Origin of the sequence: Sulfitobacter sp. 15WGC (assembly GCF_005068605.1) — a bacterium.
GTDB lineage: Bacteria > Pseudomonadota > Alphaproteobacteria > Rhodobacterales > Rhodobacteraceae > Sulfitobacter > Sulfitobacter faviae.
Genome location: NZ_SZNL01000012.1, coordinates 102,901 through 114,389, shown reverse-complemented (window position 1 = coordinate 114,389; position 11,489 = coordinate 102,901). Strand labels below are relative to the sequence as shown.

At 62.3% G+C, this 11,489-nt stretch carries 15 protein-coding genes, 1 rRNA gene and 1 pseudogene; 10 read left to right on the top strand and 7 right to left on the bottom strand.

Annotated features, from left to right (window positions below):
- From rrf to FCK22_RS12120, 5 genes are all read left to right on the top strand, one after another.
- Positions 1-84: ribosomal RNA gene (gene rrf, locus FCK22_RS12140) — 5S ribosomal RNA — on the top strand; the annotation flags it as partial.
- 217 nt (positions 85-301) lie between these two features.
- The gene (locus FCK22_RS12135; RefSeq protein ID WP_067265209.1) at positions 302-1,120 is read left to right on the top strand and encodes an SDR family oxidoreductase; all 819 of its coding nucleotides are present in this window, start codon (positions 302-304) and stop codon (positions 1,118-1,120) included.
- 33 nt (positions 1,121-1,153) lie between these two features.
- Positions 1,154-2,146: a nitronate monooxygenase family protein gene (locus FCK22_RS12130; RefSeq protein ID WP_067265206.1), complete on the top strand. Its 993-nt coding sequence runs from the start codon at positions 1,154-1,156 to the stop codon at positions 2,144-2,146.
- Complete coding sequence (locus FCK22_RS12125) at positions 2,143-3,177, top strand: phosphotransferase family protein (protein WP_067265203.1); 1,035 nt, start codon at positions 2,143-2,145, stop codon at positions 3,175-3,177. Before FCK22_RS12130 ends, FCK22_RS12125 begins: the two co-directional genes overlap by 4 nt.
- Before the next feature lie 85 nt (positions 3,178-3,262).
- On the top strand, positions 3,263-4,138 hold the full coding sequence (locus FCK22_RS12120; RefSeq protein WP_067265201.1) for an acyl-CoA thioesterase II: 876 nt from the start codon (positions 3,263-3,265) through the stop codon (positions 4,136-4,138).
- 6 nt (positions 4,139-4,144) lie between these two features.
- Here FCK22_RS12120 and FCK22_RS12115 read toward each other — a convergent pair.
- Positions 4,145-4,919: pseudogene (locus FCK22_RS12115) on the bottom strand (SDR family oxidoreductase).
- A 1-nt stretch (position 4,920) separates the two neighbouring features.
- Positions 4,921-6,174 (bottom strand): acyl-CoA dehydrogenase family protein, encoded by a 1,254-nt coding sequence (locus FCK22_RS12110; protein ID WP_067265216.1) that lies wholly within the window; start codon positions 6,172-6,174, stop codon positions 4,921-4,923.
- Positions 6,175-6,368: 194 nt separating this feature from the next.
- Between FCK22_RS12110 and FCK22_RS12105 the strand changes: the two genes are divergently transcribed.
- Positions 6,369-6,782, top strand: a complete 414-nt coding sequence (locus FCK22_RS12105) for a CoA-binding protein (protein WP_067265196.1) — start codon at positions 6,369-6,371, stop codon at positions 6,780-6,782.
- Here the strand turns inward: FCK22_RS12105 and FCK22_RS12100 are convergent, their stop codons facing one another.
- From FCK22_RS12100 to hisA, 3 genes are read right to left on the bottom strand one after another with little or no spacing between them, the layout of a single operon-like run.
- On the bottom strand, positions 6,783-7,091 hold the full coding sequence (locus FCK22_RS12100) for a phosphoribosyl-ATP diphosphatase (protein WP_067265194.1): 309 nt from the start codon (positions 7,089-7,091) through the stop codon (positions 6,783-6,785).
- A complete protein-coding gene (gene hisF / locus FCK22_RS12095) occupies positions 7,088-7,849 on the bottom strand; it encodes an imidazole glycerol phosphate synthase subunit HisF (protein ID WP_136720442.1) in 762 nt (253 codons plus the stop codon). Before hisF ends, FCK22_RS12100 begins: the two co-directional genes overlap by 4 nt.
- A 3-nt stretch (positions 7,850-7,852) precedes the next feature.
- Positions 7,853-8,572, bottom strand: coding sequence for a 1-(5-phosphoribosyl)-5-[(5-phosphoribosylamino)methylideneamino]imidazole-4-carboxamide isomerase (gene hisA, locus FCK22_RS12090; protein ID WP_067265190.1), 720 nt, complete (start codon positions 8,570-8,572; stop codon positions 7,853-7,855).
- A gap of 129 nt (positions 8,573-8,701) precedes the next feature.
- Between hisA and FCK22_RS12085 the strand changes: the two genes are divergently transcribed.
- Positions 8,702-9,091, top strand: a complete 390-nt coding sequence (locus tag FCK22_RS12085; protein ID WP_067265188.1) for a DUF2147 domain-containing protein — start codon at positions 8,702-8,704, stop codon at positions 9,089-9,091.
- A 180-nt stretch (positions 9,092-9,271) separates the two neighbouring features.
- Here FCK22_RS12085 and hisH read toward each other — a convergent pair whose 3' ends face one another.
- Both hisH and hisB read right to left on the bottom strand, forming a co-directional pair.
- On the bottom strand, positions 9,272-9,910 hold the full coding sequence (gene hisH, locus FCK22_RS12080; RefSeq protein ID WP_067265187.1) for an imidazole glycerol phosphate synthase subunit HisH: 639 nt from the start codon (positions 9,908-9,910) through the stop codon (positions 9,272-9,274).
- A 4-nt stretch (positions 9,911-9,914) separates the two neighbouring features.
- Positions 9,915-10,502: an imidazoleglycerol-phosphate dehydratase HisB gene (gene hisB / locus FCK22_RS12075; RefSeq protein ID WP_067265185.1), complete on the bottom strand. Its 588-nt coding sequence runs from the start codon at positions 10,500-10,502 to the stop codon at positions 9,915-9,917.
- Between the two features lie 159 nt (positions 10,503-10,661).
- Here hisB and FCK22_RS12070 point away from each other — a divergent pair, with 159 nt between their 5' ends.
- The 3 genes from FCK22_RS12070 to FCK22_RS19090 form a co-directional block, all read left to right on the top strand.
- Positions 10,662-10,901 carry an Lrp/AsnC family transcriptional regulator gene (locus FCK22_RS12070; protein ID WP_007120503.1) on the top strand — a complete coding sequence of 80 codons (240 nt, stop codon included), beginning with the start codon at positions 10,662-10,664 and terminating at the stop codon, positions 10,899-10,901.
- A gap of 1 nt (position 10,902) precedes the next feature.
- On the top strand, positions 10,903-11,271 hold the full coding sequence (locus tag FCK22_RS12065; protein ID WP_231886369.1) for a hypothetical protein: 369 nt from the start codon (positions 10,903-10,905) through the stop codon (positions 11,269-11,271).
- Between the two features lie 32 nt (positions 11,272-11,303).
- The coding region (locus FCK22_RS19090; protein ID WP_211243564.1) for a hypothetical protein at positions 11,304-11,489 on the top strand (186 nt) is incomplete at its 3' end.

Below are 11,489 nucleotides of genomic sequence, written 5' to 3'. Positions count from 1 at the left end.
GTCCCATCCCGAACCCAGCCGTTAAGTGCCGTAGCGCCGATGGTACTGCGTCTTAAGACGTGGGAGAGTAGGTCATCGCCAAACCTAATAAGTTCCTAGACTACAGTATCTCTCGACGATGATCAGAATAACAAAACCGCCGCAGCTCAAAGCTGCGGCGGTTTTGCGTTTGAGGGGGGTAATCTCCCGACCAGCAAGAACCATATGACGCCCGGTTACCGGGGCCTGCCTTTGGCATCCGCTTGACGCTGCCCGAAGCCCTGTCACAGTAGCGGCAACAGTCGACGTTGGGAGGCGGGGCATGGATATCGATACGCTCTTTGGCTTGGAGGGAAAGACCGCTTTGATTACCGGCGGGGCCACGGGCATCGGGCGGATGGCGGCGGAGGCTTTGGTGCGGGCCGGGGCGCGGGTCCTTTTAGCCAGCCGGAACGGAGAGGCCTGCGCGGCTGTGGCCGATGAGCTGAATGCGCTTGGCGCCCGGGGCAGCGCCGAAGGGTTTGCGGGCGATGTAGGGACTGAGGCTGGTGTGGATGCGTTCGTGGCTGAGGTTCAGGCGCGCAGCGATCAGCTGCATATCTTGATGAACAACGCGGGGATGACTTGGGGTGCGCCTTTGGGGCAGTTCCCTTACCGGGCTTGGGATAAGGTCATGGGTGTCAATGTCGCCGGGCTCTTCGATCTTACGCAAAAGCTATTGCCGCTTCTCAGCGCCGTGGCCACGGCGGATGATCCCGCGCGGATCGTTAATGTCGGGTCGGTCATGGGGGAGCGCGAGATGGGCGACGGCGCCTATAGCTATGCCGCGTCCAAGGCGGCGGTCATTCACCTGAGCAAAATCCTCGCCAAGGAATTGGCCGGGGAGCGGATCACCGTGAACGCATTGGCGCCGGGGCCCTTCGTCTCGCGCATGACGGCATTCGCCACGGGCGATGAGAAGACGCGGGCCGCGGTGGGGCAGGATGTCCCGCTTGGCCGTGTTGGGCGGGATGAAGATATCGCGGGCTGCATGCTGTTTCTCTGCGGACGCGGCGGCGCCTATGTCACCGGGGCCGTGATCCCGGTCAGCGGCGGCATCAATGTGATGTCGGGACCGAATATATTTGAAAAGGCACTGTGATGCCGAGCGATAGACCCCGAACGGAGACCCCATATGCGTGACGACAGCCATCTACCCCAAGCTCTGCGCGGCCTGCGCCTGCCGCTGGTCGCCTCGCCGATGTTCATCCTCTCGGGGCCCGAGCTTGTCATCGCGCAGTGCAAGGCGGGGATCGTCGGGTCTTTCCCGGCGCTGAACGCGCGGGAGGCAGAGGGCGAGCCGCCCTTGTTGGATGCTTGGCTGACCCAGATCACCGAAGCCTTGGACAAGCACAATCAAGAGAACCCCGACCGGCCCGCAGCCCCTTTCGCGGTGAACCAGATCGTGCATCGGTCGAACGCGCGTTTGGAGCGTGATCTTGAGATCTGCGTCAAACATAAGGTGCCGATCTGGATCACCTCGCTTGGCGCGCGGGTCGAGGTGAACGAGGCCGCACATTCCTGTGGCGGCGTGACGCTGCATGACGTCATCAACAACCGTTTCGCGCGCAAGGCGATCGAAAAGGGCGCGGATGGTTTGATTGCCGTGGCCGCGGGGGCCGGGGGCCATGCGGGGCCGCAATCGCCCTTCGCGCTGATCCGCGAAATCCGCGAATGGTTCGACGGGCCGCTCCTGCTTTCCGGCGCCTTGGCCACGGGCGAGGGGCTGCTGGCGGCCCGCGCCATGGGGGCCGATTTGGGCTATATGGGCTCGGCCTTCATCGCCACGCGAGAGGCGAACGCCGTGCCGGGCTACAAGGATATGATCGTCTCGGGCGGGGCGGATGACATTGTGACCTCGTCGCTCTTCACCGGGGTGTCGGGCAACTATCTGCGCCCCTCGATCGTGGCGGCGGGGCTCGACCCGGACAATCTGCCATCGGCGGATGCCTCTTCGATGAATTTTGGCTCGGGGTCGTCCAAACCCAAGGCGTGGAAGGAAATTTGGGGCGCGGGGCAGGGGATTGGCGCTGTCAAAGAGATCGGCGGCGCGGCCGACCTGGTGGACCGTATCGAGGCGGAGTATCGCGCCGCTGGCGCAAGGTTGGCAGCGGAGTTCGCACAGTGAGCACGGATACCCAAACTCTGAATGAGGACGCCGTTTGCCGCTGGTTGGAGGCGAACCTGCCGGGCTTTGCCGGGCCGCTGGAGGTCACGAAGTTTCAGGCCGGGCAATCCAACCCGACATTCCTGCTTTCGACCCCGGCGCATGACTATGTGCTGCGCCGCAAACCCCCGGGGGTGCTATTGAAATCGGCCCATGCGGTGGATCGGGAGTTTCGGGTGCAGAAGGCTTTGGCGGGCAGTCAGGTGCCTGTCGCGCGGATGCATCTGCTTTGCGAAGACGAGAGCGTCATCGGCTCGATGTTCTATGTCATGGACCATGTCCCAGGGCGCAACTTCAACGACCCCACGCTGCCAGAGCTTACCCCGGCAGAGCGTGGCGCGGTCATGGATGAGATGAATGGCGTGCTGGCTGCGCTGCATGAGGTCGATATCGACGCGGCGGGGCTGTCAGACTATGGCCCGCCGGGTAACTATTTCGAGCGGCAGGTGGCGCGCTGGTCGAAACAATACCGCGCGTCGGAGACCGAGCCGCAGCCGGATATGGATAGGCTCATGCAGCGCCTCAGCGCGGAGCTGCCCGAGGACGACGGGCAGCGGACGTTGGTGCATGGCGATTACCGGATCGACAATATGATCTTCGACACCCATGGGACCGCCTGCCGTGCGGTTCTGGATTGGGAACTATCGACCATCGGCCATCCCGTTGCCGATCTCGCCGCCGTCATCATGCAGTGGCAGATGCCCGTGGGGGCCGAGGGGCGCGGCTTGGCCGGGGTGGACCGCAAGGCGCTTGGCCTGCCCACCGATGCCGAATTCATCGCCGCCTATTGCCGCAGGCGCGGGCTGAAGGGCATCGACAATTTCGGCTATTACCTCGCCTTTTGCTTTTTCCGCATGGCGGCGATCATCCAAGGCGTGTTGAAACGCGCCTTGGAGGGCAACGCTTCAAACCCCGAATACGGGTTGAAATTAGGGCAATATGTCCCAATTTTTGCGCGCCACGGGCTGGAGGCGCTGGATCGCGACCGCTAAGCGGGCGGCGGGGCGTTTGGCGCTTGAGCTTTGCGGTGAAAACCTGTTGCTAGGGCCGAAATACCCCGGCCCGAAAGGATGACCCATGACCAATGCTGCGCGGCAATTGCTTGATCTGTTGGATATCGAACAGCTTGAGGTCGATCTGTTTCGGGGCACGGGTGCTGGGGGTGAGACCTCGATGCGGATTTTCGGCGGTCATGTCATCGCGCAGGCGCTGATGGCGGCTTACCGCACCGTGCCAGACCGGGCCTGCCATTCGCTCCATGCCTATTTCATCCGGCCCGGCGACCCGAAAATTCCGGTAATCTATCAGGTTGACCGCGCCCGCGACGGGGGCAGTTTCACGACCCGGCGTGTGGTGGCGATCCAGCATGGCAAGCAGATCCTGAACCTCTCCGCCTCTTTTCAGGTCGAAGAAGAGGGGTTCGATTGGCAACATGAGATGCCGCAGGTCTCGGCCCCTGAGAACTGGCCGGACCGGCCCGAATTGCGCGAGGCTTTTGCCGAGAAGCTGCCCGAGAAATACCGTGGGGACTTCCTGCGCGAGCGCCCCATTGAGATCCGTGAGGTTGAGCCGCGCGATTTCATGACGCCGGAAAAAGTGAGCGACCGCAACTATCTGTGGTTCCGCATGGGGGCCGCCGAAGGGCAGAACCCGGTGATGCAGCACGCTCTGCTTGCCTATGCCTCGGACATGAACCTGCTCGGCTCCTCTCTGCGGCCCCATGGGCTGACGTGGTTTCAGGGCAAGGTGATGACGGCCAGCCTTGACCACGCCATGTGGTTTCACGCGCCGATCCGCTTTGACGAATGGCACCTTTATGCGCTCGACGCGCCGTTCACCGGCGGGGCGCGGGGGTTCAACCGTGGGATGATCTACAATCAAAACGGGCAGTTGGTGGCGAGCGTGGCGCAGGAGGGGCTGCTGCGCCCGATCCGGCCCAAGGGGGAGAGCTAAGGGCCGCTAGCTCTCTTTCGCCGCCCCAAACCGCCGGTTCAGCTTGCGCATTCCGCCGATCCAGCGGTCATAATCCTGCGCCTTCCCTCGCATATAGTCGCGCACCTGCGGATGCGGCAGCACCAGAAAGACCTCATCGCGGATCGCCTGCACGCAGGCTTCGGCCACCGGTTCAGGCTCCAACATGCCGTCAATCGCGGCGACATGATCCTCTAGCCCGCGCATCATCTCGTCCGGACCGCCTGCGGGCAAAGCACAGAGACCTTGATCCCGTCGTCGCCATAGCTCATCGCCAGCCATTCGGCGAGGCCGACGGCGGCGTGTTTTGTCACCCCATAGGGCGCAGCGCCGACCTGATTGAGCAGCCCCGCCGCTGAGGCGTGTTGAGCAGATAGCCACCCCCGCGGGTCCGCATCAGCGGCACCAGATGCCGTGCTGCGCGCACATGGCTCATCACGTTAATCTCCCAAATGCGCTGCCAGTCGGCATCCGGGACTTCGACGCCGCCCTCGACCGAGATACCGGCGTTGGAGCAGAAAAGATCAATCGGCCCGATGTCACGCTCGACGCTGTCGATCAGCGCGGCGATCTCCGCCTCCCGCGCGACATCGACGCGGAAGGCCGTGCCGCCGACCTCAGCCGCCGTCGCCTCGGCCCCCGCGCTGTCGATATCCACGCAGACGATATGCGCAGGCGCTTCCCTAGCAAAGCGCAGCGCCAGTGCCCGCCCGATGCCGCTGGCGGCCCCGGTGATGACGATGACGCGGCCCGCGAGCTCCATATCAGCTGTCGCTGCCAGAGCCGCGCGCGTTCGACGCCTGAAAGGCCTTCACCTCGGCCCGGGCGATCACCTGATGGTGCACCTCATCCGGCCCATCGGCAAAGCGCAGCGCGCGCTGCCATGTGTACATGCCCGAAAGCGGGCTCCACTGGCTCATCCCCGTGGCCCCATGCACCTGCATGGAGGCGTCGATGATCTCGCAGGCCTTTTCCGGCACCAGCGCCTTGATCATGCTGACCCAGATGCGCGCCTCTTTATTGCCCAAGACATCCATCGCCTTGGCCGCTTTCAACACCATCAGCCGCATGGCTTCGATGTCGATCCGCGCGCGGCTGATCGTTTCCATATTCTTGCCGAGGTCGATGATCTTCTTGCCAAAAGCCTCGCGCCCGAGCCCACGTTCGATCATCAGGTCCAGCGCCTTTTCCGCCGCACCAATAGAGCGCATGCAGTGGTGAATCCGCCCCGGCCCAAGCCGCACCTGACTGATCTCGAAGCCACGCCCTTCGCCCCAAAGCACGTTTTCACGCGGCACGCGCACATCGGAAAAACGGATATGCATATGCCCATGCGGCGCGTCGTCATGGCCAAAGACATGCATCGGGCCGAGGATTTCCACCCCCGGCGTGTCCATCGGCACGAGGATCTGGCTCTGCTGGCGGAAAGTCTCGGCCTCGGGTGAGGTTTTCACCATGACGATCATGATCTTGCAACGCGGATCGCCCGCGCCCGAGATATAGAACTTCTCGCCGTTGATCACCCAATCGTCGCCATCCAGCACCGCGCTCGTCGAGATGTTGCGCGCATCCGAAGAGGCGACATCAGGCTCCGTCATGGCAAAGGCCGAGCGGATTTCACCCGCGAGCAGTGGCTTCAGCCAGCGCTCTTTCTGCTCGGGCGTGCCGACGCGTTCCAACACCTCCATATTGCCGGTATCCGGGGCGGAGCAGTTCAGGCTTTCCGGCGCCAGCGGGCTTTTGCCCAATTCGGCGGCGATATAGGCGTAATCGAGGTTCGCCAGCCCTTCACCGGTTTCGGCATTGGGCAGGAAAAAGTTCCACAGCCCAGCCTCCCGCGCTTTTTGCTTGGCCCCGTCGAGCAATTCCAACTGACCGGGCGCATAGGACCAGCGGTCGGCGCGGCCTTCGCCAAGGCGAAAGAACTCCTCAGTGATCGGATCGACATTCTCGCGGATGTGCTTGATGACCGCCGCCAGCAGCGGCTTGGCCTTCTCCGACATTTCGAGATTGTTCATATCCAAGGTCTGATCGATCATCCTATGCTCCCGGTGATGATGGTTCGCGGTGCTGCCCGGTTCCTCCACAGGCGGCCCTTTGGGGCGAGCCTATGCAATCGCCGCGGCCTTGCCAATCGCGGGCAGGGGGTGGCAGGCTTTACGCCACGTCATTAAGCCGTTGAAACCCGCGCGGAGGCGCTTAAGTTCAGCCTATGACAGATGCATTGATCAAAGACGTTCTCACCCGCACCCGCCGCATTGCGGTGGTCGGTGTTTCCCCCAATCCGGCGCGGCCCAGCCACTATGTCGCTGAATACCTTGCCCAAAAAGGGTATGACGTGGTGCCGGTAAACCCGGTGCACGCGGGCAAGGAAGTCTTTGGCGAGACCATCGTCGCCACTCTGGCCGAGATCGACCCGCCGGTGCAAATGGTCGATATTTTCCGCCGCTCCGAGGATGTGCCCCCCGTCGTGGACGAAGCGCTGGAGGCTTTCCCCGAGCTTGAGACCATCTGGATGCAAATGGGCATCACCAATGCCGAAGCTGCGGCCAAGGCCGAGGCACGCGGCGTGGACGTGATCCAGGACCGCTGCCCCAAGGTGGAAATCCCGCGCCTTATGGGCTGATTATTTCCGCGCGGCCTTTTCGGCGATGCCGGAGGTCGATTGCCGCCGCGCCAACTCATCCAGCACATCGCTCAGCGGCACATCCCGCGCCGCCAGCATCACCAACAGGTGGTAGAGCACATCCGCAGCTTCGGAGGTCAGACCTTTGCGGTCATCTTTTACCGCCTCGATGATTGCCTCGACCGCCTCTTCGCCGAACTTTTCAGCGCATTTTTCTGGCCCTTTGGCCAGCAGTTGCGCGGTCCAACTGCTTGAAGGATCGGCGCTTTTGCGGCTCAGAATGGTGGCGTATAGGTCATCAAGTGTCATGAAAGCCTCATTGGAATGCCAGCGGCGACCATATGCTGTTTGGCCTCCTGCACGGTATATTCGCCAAAGTGAAAGATGGAGGCTGCCAGCACCGCCGAAGCGCCACCTTCGATCACCCCATCGACAAGGTGATCCAAATTGCCGACCCCGCCAGAGGCGATCACGGGCACCGACACGGCATCCGAAATGGCGCGGGTCAGGGGCAGGTTGAACCCCTGTTTGGTGCCATCACGGTCCATGGAAGTCAGCAGAATTTCACCTGCGCCCTTGGCGGCCACGGTGCGGGCGAACTCCACGGCGTCGATGCCCGTGGGCTTGCGCCCGCCATGGGTGAAAATCTCCCATTTGCCGGGGCTTACGGTCTTGGCGTCAATCGCGCAGACGATGCACTGGCTGCCAAAGTGATCCGCCGCTTCGGCGATCACATCCGGGTTCGCCACAGCGGCGGAGTTAAAGCTGACCTTGTCAGCCCCTGCCAACAGCAAGGCCCGCACATCCGCCACGGTCCGCACGCCGCCGCCGACGGTCAGCGGGATATAGCAATGCTCGGCGGTCCGGGTGACCAGATCGAACATCGTGCCGCGGTTTTCATGGGTGGCGTGGATGTCGAGAAAGCAAAGCTCATCCGCCCCCGCCGCATCATAGGCAATCGCGGCATCCACCGGGTCGCCCGCATCACGCAGGCCGACGAAGTTCACACCCTTCACCACGCGGCCATCGGCCACGTCGAGACAAGGGATGATGCGGGTCTTTAGCATGGCTCAGCCCTTCAACATCTTCATGGCGTCGGTCAGATCAATCGCGCCATCATAAAGCGCGCGCCCCGAGATCGCGCCCTCGATGACCCCGGTGTCCCGCAACGCGCTTAAGTCTTCGAGCGATGACACCCCGCCCGAGGCAATCACCGGGATCGAGACAGCCCGCGCCAGATCGGCTGTCGCTTCCACATTCGGCCCGCCCATCGCGCCATCGCGCATGATGTCAGTGTAGATGATCGCGGCGACGCCCGCATCCTCAAAGGATTTCGCGAGGTCGGTGGCCATCACATCGGTCTCTGTGGCCCAACCCTTGGTCGCGACCTTGCCGTTCCGCGCGTCGATTCCTACCGCTACCTGCCCGGGAAAGGCGCGCGCCGCCTCGCGGACCAGTTCGGGGTTCTCAACCGCCACGGTGCCCAGAATGACACGCGCGAGCCCCTTATCCAGCCAACTCTCTATCGTCGCCATATCGCGAATGCCACCGCCCAATTGCGCAGGCACCTTGCAGGCTTTCAAAATCGCCTCCACTGGCGCGGCGTTCACCGGGGTCCCGGCAAAAGCGCCATTAAGGTCCACGAGATGCAGCCAATCACAGCCCGCTTCGACAAAGCTAAGCGCCTGTGCGGCGGGATCGTCGTTGAAAACGGTGGCGCGGTCCATGTCGCCATGCACAAGGCGCACGGCCTGACCGTCTTTGAGATCGATAGCGGGGTAAAGGATCATGGCCGGGCCCTTGTTAGAGAAGTCGCTTTCCTTTTGCACGTCGCCAGGGATTTTGCAACGCGACCCGAGGTCAGTCTTGCCCGATTGAAAGTTGTGGCTAACACTAAAGCCAGATCGGGAGGAGAGATCATGAAACAGCTTTTTGCAGCGGCCCTTCTGGGCCTTGGCCTGAGCGGCGCCGCCCATGCCGCGGATCCGGCGGTCGGTACGTGGAAAACCCAAGTGGATGACGGCGCCTATGCCCATGTGAAAATGGCCCCCTGCGGCGGGGCGATCTGCGGCACCATCGCGCGCACCTTCAACGGCAGCGGCGAATATAAATCCCCCAATATCGGCAAAACACTCGTCATCGACATGAAGCCTCAGGGCGGCGGCAAATACGCCGGTAAGGTTTGGCGCCCGTCAAACGGCAAAATCTACATCGGGAAGATGAATGTCTCAGGCAACTCGCTGAAACTCTCGGGCTGCGTCGCGGGCGGGCTGATCTGCTCGAAACAGACCTGGGCGCGCATCAAGTAAGGGCAGTTCACTTCTGCCAAGGTCGGAAGGCGCGGGGCCAGACCTTCGCGCCTTCATTGCGTTTTGCGTGAGGAAAGCGCAGCGCAGAGGTATTTGTAAAAGGATGAAGTTGAAGAGGGTCTTTCTTCATCTTCATCCTTTCTTAAATACCTTCCGACGTTTCAATAGACGCGGCATGGGTTAAGGCGCCCAAGTCAGGAAGTTCGAGATCAGCCGCAGGCCGGTGGTTTGGCTTTTCTCCGGGTGAAACTGCATGCCCAGCATCGTGTCCCGGCCGATGATCGCCGTGACTTCGCCGCCGTATTCGACATGGGCCAGACGTTCGGCGGGGTCGGCGACGGCCATGTGGTAGCTGTGCACGAAATAGGTGTGATCACCGGTTTGCAGCCCGGTGAAGACAGCGTGGTCGTGATCGATCACCAAGTCGTTCCAGCCCATATGGGGGACTTTGAGCTTCGGGTCTTTCGGCGTGATCTGGGTCACCTCGCCACCGATCCAGCCCAGACCGGGGGTGTCTTCATATTCGCGGCCCATGCTGGCCATCAGTTGCATGCCGACGCAGATGCCGAGGAAGGGGCGGCCTTTTTCCTCGACCGTCTCGACCATCGCGTCATAGAGGCCGCCGGCCCCTTTCAGGGCAGCCATACAGGCCGGGAAAGCGCCATCGCCGGGAAGAACCAGACGGTCAGCGCGGGCCACAACCTCGGCATCCGAGGTCACCATGACTTCGCCAGCGTCATGCTCGCGGGCCATACGCTCGAAGGCTTTATGGGCGGAGTGCAGGTTGCCGGATTCGTAGTCGATAATTGCTGTCAGCATCGGTTCACAAGGCACCCTTGGTGGAGGGGATGGCGTCCGCTTTGCGCGGGTCGGTCTCGACCGCTTCGCGCAGGGCCCGGGCGACGGATTTGAAAGCGGCTTCGGCGATGTGGTGGCTGTTGAACCCGTGGAGCGCGTCGACATGTAGGGTGATGCCGCCGTGGGTGCTGAGCGCTTGGAAGAACTCGCGGACCAGTTCAGTGTCGAACTTGCCGATGCTGCTGGTGGGGAAATCCACGTTCCAGATCAGAAAGGGCCGCGCGGAGAGATCGAGCGCGCAGCGGATTTGTGCGTCGTCCATCGCCAGCAGGCAGGATCCGTAGCGGCGGATGCCGCGTTTGTCGCCGAGCGCTTGGGTCAGTGCTTGGCCCAGCGTGATGCCCACATCTTCGACGGTGTGGTGGTCGTCGATGTGTAGATCGCCCTTGGCACGCACCTTGATGTCGATCAGCGAGTGGCGCGACAGCTGGTCGAGCATATGGTCAAAGAAGCCGACGCCGGTTTCATTGTCATAGCTGCCGGTGCCGTCGAGGTTGATCTCGACCGTGATGTCGGTTTCGGCAGTGGTGCGGGTCAGGGTGCTGCGACGCATGGGGCATCTCCGAAGGCAATTGCTGCGCCCTTATAACAGGGCCTGCCGCCGCGCCAAGCCCAAGCGGTGAAACGCCTTTAGACAGGGACAGCGCGATGGGGGATTGCGGGGGCAGGGCCCATATGTCAGCTTGAACCAAATCCCAGAAAGAGGCGCGACATGACCACCTGCGTATTCATCCAGATCCGCTGCCGACCGGGCACGACCTATCGTGTGGCCGAAGAGATCGCCCTGCGCGAAATCCATTCCGAACTTTATTCCACCTCAGGCGAATATGACCTGTTGATGAAGCTTTATATTCCCAAGGGCGAAGATGTGGGCGTCTACATCAATGACAATCTGTTGGACATCGAAGGCATTGAGCGGTCTTTGACCACGATGACCTTCAAGGTCTTTTGAGGTGGCGCGCCGCTTCGTTCTGACAGCAGCCGTCTGTTCCGTTTTGTTGATCTCTTCGCTCGTGGCCTCTTCTGGCGCGGCTGAGGCGGGCACGCGGGTCTATGAGGGGCGCGAAGCCGCGGCGCTGCGCTGCGCCAATACGCTGGCGCTGACGGCTGTGGCACTATCCGCGGCGGAACTGATTGGCGAGGGAGAGAAGAATGTGATGCTGGGCGTGACCGTGCGCATTCTCGACCGCCATGTTGAGGGAACTTGGGCGCAGAAACGCGCTGCGATGGAGGTGATGCGTGATCGGCGCAGCGTGCCCGACACGCTTGAGGATTACCGCCGCATCGCCGAACGCTGTTTGGTGCAATTCCCCATCAACTGAATGCGAAAACCCGCCCATGAGGCGGGTTTTTCTTGAGGCGATTGCCTTGCCGTCAATGGGCGGCGGAGACGGAGGGTTTCTCGGTCGGGGGGGGTGTCGAGCTTGACCTTCTGCCGCATCGCCACGCGGCGAATGGCGCGGTCGAATGTCTTTCTGACCCGCTGAGTGCGGCTCGCATTAGGCTGGATCGGGCCACCGACGGAGAGCATCACCGTCAG